This window comes from Peribacillus sp. NPDC096379 (genome assembly GCF_044762875.1).
Classification (GTDB): Bacteria; Bacillota; Bacilli; order Bacillales; family DSM-1321; genus Peribacillus.
In genome coordinates this window covers 1638908-1655705 of sequence record NZ_JBIWFD010000001.1, presented here as the reverse complement: position 1 = coordinate 1655705, position 16798 = coordinate 1638908, and the positions used below count along the sequence as shown (strand labels likewise).

The window sequence follows — 16798 nt, the reverse complement described above, 5'->3', positions numbered from 1 at the left end:
TGATTGAAGTTTTACTTTATTACATTCCCTTCAACAGGTATCGGGTGTTCTTTTAGCAAGTTAGCAAAATGATAAAGATTATAAGCCATGATTTTCGCATGCTGTTTGGTAAATTCATTTTGATTTCCTTTAGCTTCGATAAATGATGGTCCTGGGCCCGCTTCCCCAACCCAGTAAGTGTCTACATTTGGTGGAATTGTAAAACCTATATGGGAAAGCGCGTAAATAATCGATCTGGAAACTTGCTTAGCACCATCTTCATTCCCAGTTACAATTACTCCGCCTACTTTATTATAATAAAGATACTGTCCCTTTTCGTTAGTTAAACTGCTTCCCCCATATAATCTTTCAATTGCTACAGTTGCAATACTACTTTGCTCCCCCAGCCATATTGGAGACGCAATAATTAAGATATCCGTTTCCTTCACTTTTTCGAAAATTTCTGGCCATTGGTCATCGGCATCAACCGCTTCATGTGTAATTCCATAGCCGATCTTAAAATCAGCAAGTCTTAAGATTTCCGTTTCAATATCTTTACCATTGAAATAGGTAGTCACTTCTTTAACCAATGCGAGTGTATTTGACTTTTTAGAGCTTTTTTTCAATGTACAATTGAGTATAAGTACTTTAAGTGTCATGAACATTCCAACCCCTTAAGTATGTGTTACTTCCCTATTTCCCCAAGGTATTCTAAGGTAAACCTTTAGGTAAAGACTTTCGGCAATTCACATTTTATCTAGGTATATATTGCTACAAGATTTCATCTTAAAGAAAGAGTATTAAGCACTAAGTGTGATTTATCAATAGTGGAATTAGCTTGGTTAATTTTTAAATTAATTCAATTATTTATATAATTCAAATATTAGTTCGTGAATCTCTTGTTCTTTTCCTTCTGATGTTTTAAAGTAAATAGATATATATACAAGTTAGAGGTGAGATAATGGGTTTGCGGCTTTTCCGCTATTTCATTTTTTTTCTGGGCTTAACGTTATTTGGATTGGGGAATGCGATTGCAGTCAATGTCAAATTTCTCGGCTTGCACCCGTGGGAAGTACTTAATGTTGCCATGTTTCAACGGTTCGGCTTGACGATTGGAACGTGGAATGTAATTTGTGGTCTTATGCTAGTACTTGTTGTTTTTCTTGTTGATAGAAGATATATTAGTGTCGGTACATTTTTTAATGCATTACTTATTGGACCAATCATGGATTTCTTCTTATGGCTTGATATACTTCCCCATGCAACTGAGTATTTGTGGTTGAATCTGCTAATTCTAGTGTCTGGTGTTACAATCACCGGAATTGGTGGCGGGATGTATGTAGCTTGCAGGTTTGGAGCAGGTCCGCGGGATGGATTTATGCTTTCGGTGTCTGATAAAACTGGCTTATCGGTAAGTCGTGCAAGGATTGTTGTAGAAACTTTAGTTTTGATTATTGGGTTTATTCTAGGTGGACCAGTGTTTGTGATGACATTTATTTATACGTTTATTCAAAGCCCTGTATTTCAATATTCAATGAAAACTATCCGCACATTTATTGATTCCTTAGATAGCAAACAGAAAGAACAGGTTGACCTACCTTTTTAAATATGAAAAAAACAGCCTTAAATGAGGCTGTTTTTTTCATATTTAATGGGGATAGAAAACAAAAATTGTATCAACAAATCCCTCTTTTTCCATATAGCCAATCTTTCTTTTACTTTGCCATTTCGACTTCTTCTACTAATGTAAATAAGAAATGGTATATAAGTTGAAGTGCTTTCTCAATAGATAGTGACTCTTTAAAACCAGATAGATGATTTAATGAAAAATTCAGATCCCACATACCTTCACCTTGGTTGAATAGTAAATCAAAAGACGTTGAATCACCAAGATGGTTCCCCAATAAATCCTTAATTACTGGACCCATTTTTTTCTGTTGCTTTAAACCAAGCATCACATCGTATGTACCAAAAACATCATCAAGTTCAAGTGAAACGGATTCAACCCCAATGAAATCGAACGAAGTGGACTCAACATACATAAATTCATTCCGATTTATTTTCAGATAATCAATAGTTTGAGTTAAAAAAGAATGGTTTTCTTCTGCAATGAGATCTTCTGTTTCTTTATCGCTTCTTTCAATATAAACGTCAATAAAACGCAAATCAGCATTCTTCTCTTCTACTTGAATTATATTTGGATCAATCAATTGATGTGTTTTAGCATACTCTTTTTCTTCCTTGTATAATTCAATCTTCTTTGTATCACCCTTGCTTAATTCTGCCGCTATATATTGTTCTAATTTGTTTTTTATCAAAATGGTAATCCTCCTCGTGTCGCTGTAACCTTGCAACTGATTATACAATACTTTACACGAGAAACGGAATGATTTTCGAATCAAACTGCAGGATTCCAACTAATAGGTATATAATAATATTGAATTTGTAAGAAAAGGATGGTTTATATGCAAAGATTTATTATTGTTGGAGCTGGAATTCTAGGTGCATCGACCGCTTATCAACTGGTAAAAATGGGTGCAGAAGTAATCATTGTCGATCGCAAAGATCGTGGTCAAGCAACAGATGCGGCTGCAGGAATTGTTTGTCCTTGGCTATCTCAACGGCGCAATCAAGCATGGTATCAGCTCGCGAAGTCAGGAGCGCGTTTCTATCCTGAATTAATTGACGACCTAACAAAAGACGGTGAAACAGAAACCGGTTATGCACGCGTTGGAGCTATTAGTATACATAAGGATGAAGAAAAAATTAATGCCATGGAAAAACGTGCATTAACAAGAAAAGAGGATGCACCAGAAATCGGCGAAGTCATTAAACTGTCTGAAACTGAAACAAATCATCGTTTTCCTCCACTATCTGAGGAATATGCTTCTCTACATGTCAGTGGAGCGGCTCGAGTAGATGGACGTTCACTTCGAGATTCATTACTTCGGGCGGCAAAAAAAAATGGAGCGCAACTTATTTCTGGAGATGCTGTTCTTCAATTTGAAGGAAAGCAAGTTATTGGAGTTCAAGTAAATGGTGAGAATATGGTAGCAAATAAAGTGATTGTCTGTGCTGGTGCATGGGCCAATCACTTGTTAGAGCCTCTAGGGATTCACTTTCAAGTAAGCTTCCAAAAAGCTCAAATTGTTCATCTAGAACTGCTAGAAGCAGATACAAGTAGATGGCCAGTCGTTATGCCGCCAAATGACCAATATATGCTTGCTTTTGATCATCACAAAATTGTGGTAGGTGCTACACATGAAAACATGGAGATGTATGATTCACGCTTGACAGCAGGAGGGGTGCAGGAAGTTATCGGTAAAGCATTGGATATAGCTCCTGGTTTATCGGATAGTACATTTTTGGAAGCACGGGTTGGTTTCCGTCCGTTTACACCTGGATTCCTTCCAATTATCGGCCCTTTTCCAGGCTGGGATGGTTTGGTCATCGCAAATGGCCTGGGAGCTTCAGGACTGACAATGGGACCTTATATTGGGTATCAATTGGCAAAACTTGCACTCGAGTTGCCATTGGATATTGATTTAGAGCTGTATGATGTTAGAAGTGCGATAAAAGACTAATTTTTTGCATCAAAAAACGAGGATACCGCAAAAGTGGCTTGACCTTACTCTCTATATTCCGCTTATTTTGGCATTTACATGTCTTATAATCGATATATAGGAGGTGTGGGGTCTGCCCTTTCATTATGGGACATCCTCGTTCATTGTTTATTTTTCCACAATTTTTATTTTGTTATTTTCTACAATTGCCTTAAAGCTTTTTACTTCAGGTTGTTCAAATATAAAATCTGCAATGCCATCTTCCAGTTGTTCTTGAATCATTCTGCGAAGAGGGCGTGCTCCATAAGCAGGATGATATCCGAGATCAACAATTTTGTCTTTTGCTTCTTCTGTCACTTCTATTGAAAGACCTTGTGCTTCAATTGTTTCATACAGCTCTTGTAACAATATGTCAACAATTTGCAATAGGTCATCTTTTTTCAGTGCAGCGAATTCAATGATGTTGTCGAAACGGTTTAAGAATTCAGGTTTAAAGAAGCTGCCGAGTGATTGCAGAATACTTGCTTCCTCAAGAGGAGTGCCAGTTCCAAAGCCCATGACATTTCGCGTTTCACTAACACCCGCGTTACTTGTCATGATTATGACTGTATCTTTAAAGTTAACGGTTCGCCCTTGACTATCCGTTAGGCGTCCATCTTCTAATATTTGTAAAAACATATGCATCACATCAGGATGAGCTTTTTCAATTTCATCAAGAAGAATGATGCTATACGGTTTACGGCGAATACTCTCGGTCAATTGTCCAGCCTCTTCATGCCCTACATAACCTGGTGGAGAACCAATTAGTTTTGATACACTATGTTTTTCCATGAATTCGCTCATGTCTAGTCGTATCATCGCATCTTTAGAACCGAATAACTCGCTTGCTAGTGATTTTGAAAGTTCGGTTTTCCCAACGCCAGTAGGCCCTACAAAAAGGAAGGAACCAATCGGACGTGTTTTTGATTTCAATCCAGCACGGCTTCTTCGGATTGCTTTGGCTACTTTTTTCACAGCTTCTTCCTGACCAATGACTTTCTTCGCTAGTTCTTCTTGCAAATGTAACATTTTCTGCTGTTCATCTTCCTGTAATTTTCCGACAGGAATGCCGGTTTTTTGCTCAATAATGGCTTGAATGTCCTCTACTGTGACAATTGGTCTTTCCGGATTTTCTTTTTGTAGGAGCTTGCCTAGTTTTTCTTCCTCGTCTCGTAATTTAGCAGCATCTTCATAATTTTCCTCTTTAAGTGCTTGTTCTTTTTCTTGGAAAATTTGCGCCAAACGGGATTGAATATTCTCTTGATCCCTTACCTCTATCTTTAAGTTCAATTTTGAACCTGCTTCATCCATTAAATCGATCGCCTTATCTGGAAGAAAACGATCTTGAATATAACGATGTGATAGCGTAACCGCTGCTTTAAGCGCTGCCTCACTGTATTCAACTCCATGATAGTTTTCATAGTTTGATTTTAGTCCTTGTAAAATCGTTATCGCATCAGCAATACTTGGTTCGTTAACAGTTATCGGTTGGAAACGACGTTCAAGAGCTCCATCTTTCTCAATTTTTCGATACTCTGATAGAGTTGTCGCACCGACAAGCTGAAGCTCGCCACGTGCTAAAGCGGGTTTTAGTATATTACCAGCATCCATGGAGCCTTCTGCAGAACCAGCACCAACAATTTGATGAATTTCGTCAATAAATAAGATGACATTTTTTCTATCCTGCAATTCAGAAATTAGCTGTTTCATGCGTTCTTCAAATTGTCCACGTATTCCCGTGTTGGATACAAGCGAAGCAACATCAAGTGTATACACTTCTTTCGTTCGTAATTTTACCGGAACATCCCCAACTACAATTTCCAAGGCCAATCCTTCAGCAATCGCCGTTTTACCAACTCCTGGCTCTCCGATCAATACAGGGTTGTTCTTATTCCGGCGGTTTAATATTTCAATAACACGTTTCACTTCTTCTTTCCTACCGATGACTGGATCAATAAGACCAGCTTTTGCTGCATCCGTTAAGTTTCGGCCATATTCGTCCAGTAATCCTCCGCCTTTATATTCCGTTTGTTTCGTAGCTTGATTATGACTATTTATATGATTTGCGTGTTGATTGAATGCTTTAAAGAAATCTGGATTGAATGGAGGCATTTCCCCATTCATCGCTGATAATTTACTTGATTCTTTTTTATAACAAGTGGAGCACAATTTCACATCATGCTGCTGACCGTTGACAACCATATGAACTTGAATATTAGCTTGTTTATCTTGACAAATTTCACAGTACATTTTGTACTCCTCCTTAGGATATCAATTATTGACTTTGACTATCTTTGACCTTATTATACCTTGACCTTCTTTGACATTCAAGATTTTTGCTTAAATGAAGGATTGGTGTTTTTTAGAAGAGCTTAATCAAATAGCTTGAGGTACAATTGTTTAGTTTAAAGATGTAAGCGAGAATGGGATTTTGAAAAAAAACTAACGAGGATTTCTATCACACTTTCAATTCAGCTTCTAAAGCATACTACAAGCATCCATTTTAGTTCTAACTTAAACTTTGTCATAAAAAACCGCACCTCCAATTGTTAGATTGTGTCTAACAATTGGAGGTGCGGTTCACGACTAGTCTGCTTTTTCTCATCCCCATTAATCTAAAAATCGCTCCCTAATTTCTGGAGAAGGAATTACACATTGATCTTTTTGGCCGAACCATTTATATCTATTTTTCGCGATCATCCCATATAACCAATTTCGAAGTGGTACAGGAACAAGAATTAAAGGGTAAAGAAATTTCCAGCACCATCTTAAATTTTTGGTGATTCTAAGTGCAGCTGTGGACTTTTCATAGGCTTTATTATGTTCTATAAGGACAAAGCTGTCCATGTTTGAATCAAGTTTGTACTTTTTTAAAAGATCTTGCCCTAATGTACTTTCGAGTGATGCGAAATTATAATACCCTTTTGGATCACGTTTGATGATAAACTGCACACTTTTATCACAAAAATTACATTCCCCATCAAATAAAACGATCCCCTTCATCTTCTCACCTTCAATCGTCGACATGATTTGGTTTTGGATCTAAAAGTTTCTAATATTTTTCATCTGAAATTGTCTGTGCAACACTGATGTATATTTGGCTTCTACGTTCTTTAACATTAGCCTTTCACTACACATATTGCAATAGTTGTGTATCTATCTTTAAGAGCGTAATGTCATCTACTGCCTTTGCATCAAGTTTTTTTCACATATTTCCAGATAAAAAATTGGCGGGGGTTAAATGGTTATTTATACACACACTTAGGGGTGTGCTTGTCTATACTATTAAGAAATGCAAAGGATTGGAGGTTTATAGATGAATCGATTCGATTTAACTGGAAAATCAGCTATTATTACAGGGGGAGGACGCGGTCTTGGGTTACAGATTGCGAGTGCCTTAGCTGAAGCTGGTGCCAATATCGTAATTGCTTCTCGCGACATTACAGCGTGTGAGGAAGCCAAAGAAGAACTTAGTAAAATCGGTGTTAAAGTGCTTGCTTTTCAATGTGATATTACAAAAAAAGCTGATATTGATCATGTAGTAAGTGAAACTGTTGCAGAGTTTGGTTCAATCGATATTTTAGTGAACAATAGCGGTACATCCTGGGTATCTCCTGTGCTTGATCTTAAAGAACATCAATGGAAAAAAGTAATGGACGTTAACGTAACCGGTACTTTCTTATTTTCTCAAGCAGTCGCAGCAGTCATGATCAAACAGCAATCTGGAAAAATTATCAATATAGCCTCTGTGAATGGATTTGGAGGTACTGCCCCTGAATTATTAGACACTATTGCTTATAACACAAGTAAAGGAGCAGTGATTACCTTTACTAAAGACTTAGGCGTCAAACTTGCAAGACATGGGATACAAGTAAATGCGATTGCCCCTGGTTTCTTCCCTACAAAAATCACACAAAAAATTATCCAGCAAACAAATTTTGATATTCTTGGAAATATGCCAGCAGGACGTTTCGGTAATCAAGAGGATCTAAAAGGTGCTGCCATATTCCTTGCATCAAAAGCATCTGATTATATGATTGGACATATATTGGTTGTCGATGGTGGAATTTCAGCACTCGTGTAAATTAAAGGAAAGGAAGATCATAATGGCTAAAAAAAGGGATGCTTATTATGAATTGAAGAAACATGGAACCAATGCAGAACGAAGGATTAATAAGAAAATTCAAGATTCATTGAATAAAAAAGAAATTATTGAACTCGCAAGTTTATACTCTAATCAAATTGCCCCTCAAATTAAAAAAAACCAAGACAATATAGAAATGTTGTCCGTCGCTCTTAATTTCCCAACAAAAAGAGATATTGCCAATATTGCTAAAATGACCGTTCAACTTGAAGAAAAACTCGATAAATTAGATGAAACGCTGGCTTCCCTTTTTCAAAATAACCCTCAAATTAACATGGCTAATAACACAACATCTGCAGAGGAAAGAAGAAAACGACTAAAAAAGATTTTACTAACTTCCCTCTTTTCTGGAGATAATGCAAATGAGATGGGGAATTTAATTGGAAAAGCGAAAATCTAATCCGAAAAAAGCATCGAGATTGCAAAGTTTCTTAGACATCAAAAATCAAGACATGCCACAAATAGGGATGACTCCAAGAGTAGCCGTCTGGAAAAAAAATAAGGCTACATTATGGCATTATCCAGCTAAGAAAAAACGATATAATGTACCAATTCTTATCATTTATTCATTAATAAATCGTCCTTATATCTTTGATTTGGGTCCTGGTAATAGTTTAATAGAAGCTTTTGGTAAAGAAGGATATGACATCTATTTACTAGACTTCGGAATTCCTGGATATGAAGATGGAAATATTTCTTTAGATGAGTATATATTGGATTATATTCAAAAAGGGGTACAGCGAGTTCTTAGACATTCCGGTGCAACAGAAATTACCTTGCTTGGATCTTGTATAGGCGGTACATTGGCTGCCATCTATACTGCAATTGCAGAGGAGCCAATAAAAAATTTAATCTTAACAGTTGCTCCAATCGATTTCGAATCAGTACCTCAGTTTGATCAATGGACTGAAGCACTGCGTGAAGGAAGAGTTTCATTTGATGAAATATTGGATGTACTTCAAATTTTACCAGCTAAAGCTGTTAAGTCCGGTTTGCGACTGATGACTTCCCCCGTTTATGTGTCTCCTTTATTTTCCTTATTATATCGGGCGGATGATCAAGAATATGTGAAAAGATGGCGGCGTTTTAATGCATGGACAAAAGATCATATTCCACTAACGGCAGGAACAGTAAAGCAGATGACGCATGATCTCATAATTGGCAACAAATTAATTAAAGGAACACTTAAAATTCGAGAAAAAAAAGCAAAACTAAATAAAATAAAAGCGAATTTATTAGTCATTGCAAGTCAAAATGACCGCCTCGTGCCTAATACAATGATATCACCGATTATGGGTGCCGTTTCAAGTCATGATAAAACATTACATCTATTAGATAGTGGCCATGCCCAGATGCATTCCGATGATACACTTCCCACTTATTATAAAGAATGGCTACCGGAGCGATCAGGCCCGATTGGTCAGTAAAAAAAGAGAAGCCAGACTTTTTCTGGCTTCTTTACGCTTTTAGCATCCATTCACACGTCATAAATAATTGATTCCCTTTCAATTCTGCAGAAAGCTTTCCGTTCATATTATTCATAAGGCTTTTAGCGATTGAAAGACCTAAATCGGTCCCATTCCCTGACCGTGGTTGATCTGCTGTATAAAATCTGTTGAATAATAGACCTACATCCTCTTCATCTAAATGATTTGCTTCATTACTGATTGTCAATTATTTTCCTCTCATTTTTATTAGTTCATTTTGCAATTTTATTCATAAAAAATTTAATATCTGCTTCTGCAGCATAGAGTCTATATCCCTCTTTGATCAAAAGAGGCCCATTTCCACTTTCGAAATGAGCCCTTTCTTACTTATCCTACTTCTTTTTCAGAGAACTGACTGTTGTAAAGATCTGCGTAAAAACCATTGCCCTCTAATAGTTCTACATGAGTCCCTTGCTCAATCACTTTCCCTTGCTCCATCACTAGAATCAAATTAGCCTCCCTAATTGTTGATAGTCGATGGGCGATCACAAAACTAGTCCGTCCCTCCATCAAATGGTTCATTGCTTGTTGAATAAAGACTTCGGTTCGCGTATCTACGCTCGATGTTGCTTCATCTAGAATCATAATTGGTGGATCTGCAAGGATGGCTCTTGCGATTGTCAAAAGCTGCTTTTGTCCTTGTGAGATGTTCGAAGCTTCTTCATTTAAGATTGTCTCGTATCCATCGGGCAGTGTCCGGATAAAGTGATCCGCATGGGACGAACGAGCGGCTGCGAAAATTTCTTCGTCTGTTGCACCACTTTTTCCGTAAGCAATATTATCTTTAATCGTTCCATTAAAAAGCCAAGTGTCTTGAAGCACCATGCCAAAGGTTTTTCGAAGATCGTTCCGAGACATATTTGTTATATCAAGACCATCAATCGTAATCTTTCCGCCATTTAGCTCATAAAAGCGCATCAAAAGATTAATCATGGTCGTTTTGCCAGCGCCAGTCGGTCCGACGATCGCGACCGTTTGTCCAGGTAAAACATTAATGTTCATATCTTTAATTAATAGGTCTTCGGCATATCCGAAGTCCACATGTTCAAAAGTGACAGCACCTTGCGCTCTCGCTAAATGAGCTGTCGTTCTTTCTTCGATTTCTTCTTTTTCATCGAGTAATTCAAATACTCGTTCAGCAGCTGCGACCGTTGACTGAATAACGTTTGCGATATTAGCTGTTTGTGTGATGGGCTGTGTGAACTGACGAGAATAGGTGATAAATGCTTGAATATCACCTATTGAAATCGCACGTTGCGTCACTAAAATCCCACCGACAACACTAATTAAGACATAACTCAGATTCCCGATGAACATCATCATTGGCATGATAATACCAGATATGAACTGAGCTTTCCGTCCCGCTTCATACAATTCTTCATTAACTGTATTAAATTGGGCACCAGCCTTTTTCTCGTGCCCAAATGCTTTAACGACTTGATGACCAGTATACATTTCTTCAATATGCCCATTTAATTGCCCAAGTGTTCGCTGTTGAGTAGCAAAATATTTTTGAGATCTTTTTAATATAGGTCGAATTGCAAAAATGGAAATCGGTAAACTAACAATCGCTATTAAAGTTAAAACAGGACTAATTGACAGCATCATAATGATAATCCCAATAATCGTAACAATTGATGTGATAAACTGCGTCAAACTTTGTTGAAGCGTGCTTCCGACTGTATCAATGTCATTTGTCACGCGGCTGAGCGTTTCTCCATTCGAACGTCCGTCAAAATATTTGAGCGGAAGTTTCTCAAGCTTTTTATTGACATCTTCTCTGAGATCATACACTGTCTTTTGCGCAACACTAGACATAATGTACTGCTGTATATAGTTGAACAGGCTACTTATGACATACAGCCCCGCCAATAGTAGAAGAATATGACCAATTTTATCAAAGTTAATGGATGCTCCTGGTACTCCTTGAAACTTTCTATATGCCCCTTCAAACAATTCTGTAATTGCTGTCCCCATGATTTTCGGGCCAACAATCATAAAGATTGTACTTAAGATTGCAAAGAAGAATACAGCGATTAATTGATTGCGACGCGGTTTTAAATACATTAAGAGACGTCTGAGCGTTCCTTTAAAATCTTTTGCTTTTTGTCCCATCATCATCATATTGCCGCCGCCTGGACCATGTCCCATCGGTCCGCCACCTTGAGGTTTTTTATGTTTACTCATGCAATCTCCTCCTCTGAAAGCTGTGACTCGACGATTTCTCGATATACATCATTTGTTTGAAGCAACTCTTTATGTGTGCCTATACCTGCAATGTGCCCATTATCTAAAACGATAATTTGATCTGCGTCAACGACCGTACTAACACGTTGAGCAACGAGTAACACCGTTGCGTCTTTTGTTTCATCTTTAAGCGCCGCACGAAGATTAGCATCAGTCTTATAATCTAGTGCAGAAAAGCTATCGTCAAAAATATAAAGATCAGGTTTTCTAACAAGGGCTCTCGCAATCGCCAGACGTTGTTTTTGGCCACCTGATACGTTCGATCCGCCTTGCTCGATATTTGATTGATAGCCGTCTTTCATTTGCCCAATAAAATCTGCCGCTTGTGCAACCTGAGCTGCGTGTTCCATTTCATCCTGTCTTGCATTTTCTTTTCCAAAGCGAATATTATCCGCAATCGTACCTGTAAAAAGGACTGCCTTTTGTGGCACGTAACCAATTTTCGAACGAACTTCTTCATGTGATAGCTCGCGTATATCAACACCATTGACACGAATTGTTCCACTCGTTATGTCATAAAAACGCGGAATCAAATTAACGAGCGTTGTTTTTCCTGAACCTGTTCCACCGATAATTGCAGTAATTTCACCAGGGCCTGCGGTAAAGCTGATGTTCGATAACGCAGGTTCTTCTGCTCCTGGGTAACTAAATGTTACTTGATCAAATTCAAGAGTACCTTGTTCAAGATCCGCCCTTTTTGTCCCTTCATCTAAGATGACTGGTTTCATGTTAAGTACTTCGTTAATTCGTTTTGCTGATACTGCAGCACGTGGAACCATAATAAACATCATAGATGCCATAAGTAAAGCGAACATAATTTGCATGACATATTGAATATATGCCATCAAATCTCCAATCATCATGCCGCCGTTATCTATACGAATCCCACCAAACCAAATAATAGCAACAACAGTCAAGTTCATAACGAGCATCATCACAGGCATCATAAACGCCATGATTTTATTTACTTTAATCGAGACATCAGTCAAGTCTTTATTCGCTTTATTTAGACGTACTTTCTCTTCTGTTTCACGATTAAAGGCACGAATGACACGAATCCCAGTTAGATTTTCTCGTACAACAAGATTCAACCGATCCAATCGTTTTTGCACCATTTGAAACAGTGGCATCCCTTTATAGAGAATAAGTAGTACCGAACCAATCAATACAGGCATTGTAACAACCATAACAAGTGATAATTTAGCATCCTTCGATACAGCCATAATGATTCCACCGACTAACATAATCGGTGCACTAACAACCATACGAAGCATCATAATAACCACTTGTTGGACTTGTGTAATGTCATTAGTTGTCCGTGTTATTAATGACGCCGTTCCTATTTCATCAAATTCCTGTAGTGAAAATTGTTCAACTTTATTAAAGACGTTCCGACGAAGATCGCGCCCAAGCCCCATTGCAGCTTTTGCTGAATAGTAGCTTGCAAAAACAGAGGCAATAGCCCCTAGAGCTGCTACGAGCATCATAAACCCACCAATTTTCCAAATATAAGGCGTGTCTCCTACTACGACCCCTTTATCGATAATATCTGCCATTAGCGTAGGTAAAAAGAGGTCAGACATTGATTGAACAAAGATTAGACCGAAAACCGCTAATACAATCCACTTATAAAAAGCTAGATTTTTCAGAATTTTAATCATTTCGTGCACTCTCCTTGTTCTTTTGCCTGCGCTTCTAAATAAGTTGTAATTTGAAGATGCGTTTTAAGTAATTCTTCAACCTGCTTTTCAGTTAGCGTTTCAGTAGCAGCTTGGAAAACTTGGTGAATACCACCTTCTTGCCGATGGATCGTTTTTAAAAAGGTTTCTCCTTTATCACTAAGCGTTAATTGCATCTCCCTCCGATTGCCTTCTACTTGTTTTCGACCTAGCCAGCCTGCTTGAACGAGTCCATCAACTGCCTGACTAAGTGTACTTTTTGGTAGAAATGTTTGCTCTCCAAGTTTCTTTTGCGTCATTTCCTTATAAGGTGCAATACACATCAAAACCGCATATTGTGGAACAGATAGCCCATTCTCTACTGCTGTCTTTTGAACAAATCGCATCATGTTTTTCTGCACGTTCCAAAATGAACGCATGAGTAGTACTGAACGCATGTTTTGTTGATTTTCACTTTCCATTTTCACGTCACCAATCTTCTATTTATGAATAGTTCATTTCTGAACTATTAAAACTTACTCCTTTTTTTCTGTTAAGTCAATCAGTTTGTTTAATCTAGAATTGAATAATTAATTCAGTAATATTTATAGCTAAATAATAGGAAAAGAGCTGTCCCCTAGTCAGGTTATTTCCCAACTACAGGTACAGCCCTTGTTTTTCTATTAATAAGCAAACTAGTCTTGGGAGATTAGTTTCTCCGGTTTTACTTCCGTTTTCTGATTGTATAATGGCAAAATGAAAAACATGCCGATGATAAACAAAACTGCCGCTAGTTCAAAAGCAGCAACCAAGGAAAATTGTTCTTTTACTATACCAGCCATACTCATCGTTAAAACCATCGAACCAGTAAACAGCGGCATTAAGATTCCGTTGACCCTACCAATATAAGCCCCTTCTGTTCTTTTCAAAATCATCGTATTAATACCAATCTGAATACAAGGTAACATTAACCCATTTACAAATTCGGCTGTTAATGTTAGCCATAGATTTGTTGATAATCCCATGACCGCTAGACCAATCGCATTTACAAGCATTCCGAAGGTGATTAGTCTCTGAGGAGCGACTGTTTTGGCAAAAATCATGACAACTGCTCCGCCTAATATCATTCCAATCCCATTGACCATAAACAACCATTGAAGGTTTTCCTTCGGTAAGCCTAATTGTTCAGTTACAAGGAAAATCGAAAGAGGCTGAATAAATCCTAACCCAAGACCTGTAGCTAGAAAACATAAACCTAACAAGCTTAATTCCTTCTTATTCAAAACATATTTAACGCCACTTTTCATTTCTTGCCATAATGTTGATTCTCTTTCTTTCTCTTCCAATTTATAATCCTTTGGTAGAAATGCGAGTGCACCAGCTGAAAGTAAAAAGGCTATGCCTGTCATCATAATTGATATCTCTATTCCAAAGGATTGAAAGGTAAACGTCCCAATAACAGGGCCTAATACCATAAATACAGCAAAAATCGTTTGATAGACCGACATTCCAGCCTGAACTTGTTCTTCTGGCAAATGCAATTTAAATAATTTCATTCCGGAAGGCTGCGAAAATTGGGATAGAATCGCCGAGATTAACGTTACAAAAAATACCACTTGCCAAGTTCCGAATAAAAGCGTTAAGAGTACGGCAAATATAGAAATAGCACTTAAAATATCACACCAAACCATTGTTTTTTTCGGATTCCAACGGTCAGCAAACGTCCCGCCAATAAATGAAAAAATAAAAATAGGAGCGAATTCCGCTACAGAAATCATGGATACCGCAAATGGATCACCATTTGTCTGTTCCATGACAAATAACAGTACCGCAAAATTCCTTACCCAAATTCCTATTTGTAAAAACAACCCCGAAACGATAATAGCCTGAAAAACCCGATTACTAAATAATTTAGGTGACGCGCCCGATGAAATGTTATTTTCCAAAATAAAAACCTCCTGTTAAATATCTGGACAGGAGGCAGTACAATACAATGTCAAAATGGCATAATATCCCTATCAGAAGGAACACAATGATCTTATTGGCTTGTATGAAAAATGTACAAACTAATCCTATCCAGAAAAAAAGATCGTATTTCTAACGAATTTTTCTTAAAAATAGGATTAATTGATCATTGTTTCATCGTCACCCTTCCGTTTTTTGTTACTTTTATAGTAATTGCTTCACATCGATAAATCAAGACTTAATCAAAAAAATTTTAGTAAAGAATGTAAATAATGTTACCTTTATCTCCAAATTCTTAAATAGATTTTTTAAAAACATTTTATGGATAAATAATTAACTTTCATAGCTACTTTATGTTCATTCGTTCAAATAAATAATATTATTCTCCAATAGACCCTGGCTCAATCCCATTCATGTCTAAACCATATTATATTAAGAACGAAACCTCACACGATTATCTAGGAGGACATGATGGAACAAATCTCATTAGTTTATAAGTTGGGAACCGCTTTTTTAGGTGGATTGATAAGTTATTTATTCGGCTCGATGACTCCACTTTTGCATATGCTCGTTCTTTTTGTGATTTTAGACTATATATCTGGCGTGCTTGCATCAGCTTATGAAGGGAATCTTCAAGCTCATTCGGCTTTAAAGGCATACTCAAAAAAATATTCATTTTTCTTATCATTGCAATTGCTCATAATGCGGAATTTTTGATTATTTCTACTAATCACCCTTATGTCAAATACCTTTCCACCTTTACATACTCGTCGATTAAGTTCGTTCTTCTTTTAACAGATTGATAAATACTTCTAAAGCTTTTGTTTTAAATGATGTTCGCAATACAATTGAGAATTCCCTTTTAAAAGGGGTACCTTTTACTTGAACGATTTTTAATAGGCCCATTGATAATTCTTTTCGAATAGCTAAATGGGACAGGAGGGTAATACCTAGTCCTGATTCAACTGATTCTTTTATCAACTGGGTGCTACCGAATTCCATGATGTCTTTTGGGTCAATTGACATGGAGTGAAAGACTTTTTCTGTTGCCTCCCTCGTTCCTGATCCTATTTCGCGGACGATCCACCTTTCTTTTTCTAGTTCAGAAATTTCCGCTTCACTATCTTGTTGAACTAAACGGTGATGAGAAGAAGCAACTACAAACATCCTATCTTCCGTAAATGCATCAATGGTAAGTTGTGTATTCTTAAAATCTCCTTCGATAATTCCAACATCCAGTTGGTTTCTAAGTACCAATTCTGCTATCTCCTTTGTATTTCCAATCGTAATACTAGGCTTTATGAGAGGATATTGATCGTGTAATCTGGCAACAAAATGTGGAAGAACATATTCCCCAAAAGTATAGCTTGCACCAATTGATAGCTGACCGCTTGCTCGATTGGATAAATCATCAATTAAATCTTGCATTTTCGAATATAGTCCTAATATTTCCTTAGCATGGTAATAAACAATTTCTCCCGCTTTATTTAGCCGAACATATTTATTACTCCGATCGAGTAGCTTTACACCATAAGAACGCTCTAATAATTGGATGTACTGACTTACCGCTGGTTGCGTCATATGTAACTTCTCTGCAGCACGTGAAAAGTTTCCATTTTCCACTACTGTTACAAATACGAGTAAATGTTGATCCATACTCCCCCTCCTTCTATAAGAATTACTTATTATTAATATCATAGATAATTATTTTTCTTA

15 protein-coding genes and 1 pseudogene are annotated in these 16798 nt (G+C 37.3%); 6 read left to right on the top strand and 10 right to left on the bottom strand.

Annotation, left to right across the window (positions count from 1 at the left end):
* Nucleotides 1-11: 11 nt before the first annotated feature.
* Nucleotides 12-638, bottom strand: coding sequence for a flavodoxin family protein (locus ACIQZI_RS07845; RefSeq protein ID WP_062179446.1), 627 nt, complete (start codon nucleotides 636-638; stop codon nucleotides 12-14).
* A gap of 302 nt (nucleotides 639-940) precedes the next feature.
* Between ACIQZI_RS07845 and ACIQZI_RS07840 the strand changes: the two genes are divergently transcribed.
* Nucleotides 941-1585 (top strand): YczE/YyaS/YitT family protein, encoded by a 645-nt coding sequence (locus ACIQZI_RS07840; protein ID WP_403071302.1) that lies wholly within the window; start codon nucleotides 941-943, stop codon nucleotides 1583-1585.
* Nucleotides 1586-1694: 109 nt separating this feature from the next.
* Here the strand turns inward: ACIQZI_RS07840 and ACIQZI_RS07835 are convergent, their stop codons facing one another.
* On the bottom strand, nucleotides 1695-2297 hold the full coding sequence (locus ACIQZI_RS07835) for a branched-chain amino acid aminotransferase (protein ID WP_403071299.1): 603 nt from the start codon (nucleotides 2295-2297) through the stop codon (nucleotides 1695-1697).
* Between the two features lie 147 nt (nucleotides 2298-2444).
* Between ACIQZI_RS07835 and ACIQZI_RS07830 the strand changes: the two genes are divergently transcribed.
* Nucleotides 2445-3563, top strand: coding sequence for an NAD(P)/FAD-dependent oxidoreductase (locus ACIQZI_RS07830; RefSeq protein ID WP_403071296.1), 1119 nt, complete (start codon nucleotides 2445-2447; stop codon nucleotides 3561-3563).
* A gap of 147 nt (nucleotides 3564-3710) precedes the next feature.
* On the opposite strand, the gene ACIQZI_RS07825 is transcribed toward ACIQZI_RS07830, so the two are convergent.
* Nucleotides 3711-5831: an ATP-dependent Clp protease ATP-binding subunit gene (locus ACIQZI_RS07825; protein WP_403071293.1), complete on the bottom strand. Its 2121-nt coding sequence runs from the start codon at nucleotides 5829-5831 to the stop codon at nucleotides 3711-3713.
* A 360-nt stretch (nucleotides 5832-6191) separates the two neighbouring features.
* On the bottom strand, nucleotides 6192-6584 hold the full coding sequence (locus tag ACIQZI_RS07820) for a thiol-disulfide oxidoreductase DCC family protein (RefSeq protein WP_403072157.1): 393 nt from the start codon (nucleotides 6582-6584) through the stop codon (nucleotides 6192-6194).
* A 313-nt stretch (nucleotides 6585-6897) separates the two neighbouring features.
* On the opposite strand from ACIQZI_RS07820, the gene ACIQZI_RS07815 reads away from it, so the two are divergent.
* Genes ACIQZI_RS07815 through ACIQZI_RS07805 form a run of 3 tightly spaced genes read left to right on the top strand, consistent with a single transcriptional unit; the run spans nucleotide 6898 to nucleotide 9152 of the window.
* Nucleotides 6898-7665 carry an SDR family oxidoreductase gene (locus ACIQZI_RS07815; RefSeq protein ID WP_062179428.1) on the top strand — a complete coding sequence of 256 codons (768 nt, stop codon included), beginning with the start codon at nucleotides 6898-6900 and terminating at the stop codon, nucleotides 7663-7665.
* Nucleotides 7666-7687: 22 nt separating this feature from the next.
* Nucleotides 7688-8125 (top strand): hypothetical protein, encoded by a 438-nt coding sequence (locus ACIQZI_RS07810; protein ID WP_062179425.1) that lies wholly within the window; start codon nucleotides 7688-7690, stop codon nucleotides 8123-8125.
* Nucleotides 8106-9152 carry an alpha/beta fold hydrolase gene (locus tag ACIQZI_RS07805; protein ID WP_403071288.1) on the top strand — a complete coding sequence of 349 codons (1047 nt, stop codon included), beginning with the start codon at nucleotides 8106-8108 and terminating at the stop codon, nucleotides 9150-9152. The genes ACIQZI_RS07810 and ACIQZI_RS07805 overlap by 20 nt, the downstream gene beginning before the upstream one ends.
* A gap of 31 nt (nucleotides 9153-9183) precedes the next feature.
* Here ACIQZI_RS07805 and ACIQZI_RS07800 read toward each other — a convergent pair whose 3' ends face one another.
* From ACIQZI_RS07800 to ACIQZI_RS07780, 5 genes are all read right to left on the bottom strand, one after another.
* Complete coding sequence (locus ACIQZI_RS07800) at nucleotides 9184-9399, bottom strand: ATP-binding protein (RefSeq protein ID WP_403071285.1); 216 nt, start codon at nucleotides 9397-9399, stop codon at nucleotides 9184-9186.
* A 140-nt stretch (nucleotides 9400-9539) separates the two neighbouring features.
* Nucleotides 9540-11399, bottom strand: coding sequence for an ABC transporter ATP-binding protein (locus ACIQZI_RS07795; protein WP_403071282.1), 1860 nt, complete (start codon nucleotides 11397-11399; stop codon nucleotides 9540-9542).
* Nucleotides 11396-13120, bottom strand: coding sequence for an ABC transporter ATP-binding protein (locus ACIQZI_RS07790; RefSeq protein WP_403071279.1), 1725 nt, complete (start codon nucleotides 13118-13120; stop codon nucleotides 11396-11398). Before ACIQZI_RS07790 ends, ACIQZI_RS07795 begins: the two co-directional genes overlap by 4 nt.
* The gene (locus tag ACIQZI_RS07785) at nucleotides 13117-13599 is read right to left on the bottom strand and encodes a MarR family winged helix-turn-helix transcriptional regulator (RefSeq protein WP_062179413.1); all 483 of its coding nucleotides are present in this window, start codon (nucleotides 13597-13599) and stop codon (nucleotides 13117-13119) included. Before ACIQZI_RS07785 ends, ACIQZI_RS07790 begins: the two co-directional genes overlap by 4 nt.
* A gap of 213 nt (nucleotides 13600-13812) precedes the next feature.
* Nucleotides 13813-15063 carry an MFS transporter gene (locus ACIQZI_RS07780; RefSeq protein WP_403071275.1) on the bottom strand — a complete coding sequence of 417 codons (1251 nt, stop codon included), beginning with the start codon at nucleotides 15061-15063 and terminating at the stop codon, nucleotides 13813-13815.
* A 487-nt stretch (nucleotides 15064-15550) separates the two neighbouring features.
* On the opposite strand from ACIQZI_RS07780, the pseudogene ACIQZI_RS07775 reads away from it, so the two are divergent.
* Nucleotides 15551-15885 (top strand): annotated as a pseudogene (locus ACIQZI_RS07775) (phage holin family protein).
* On the opposite strand, the gene ACIQZI_RS07770 reads toward ACIQZI_RS07775, so the two are convergent.
* Nucleotides 15857-16738, bottom strand: a complete 882-nt coding sequence (locus ACIQZI_RS07770) for a LysR family transcriptional regulator (protein ID WP_403071272.1) — start codon at nucleotides 16736-16738, stop codon at nucleotides 15857-15859. The pseudogene ACIQZI_RS07775 and the gene ACIQZI_RS07770 sit on opposite strands and share 29 nt — an antisense overlap.
* Between the last annotated feature and the right edge of the window lie 60 nt (nucleotides 16739-16798).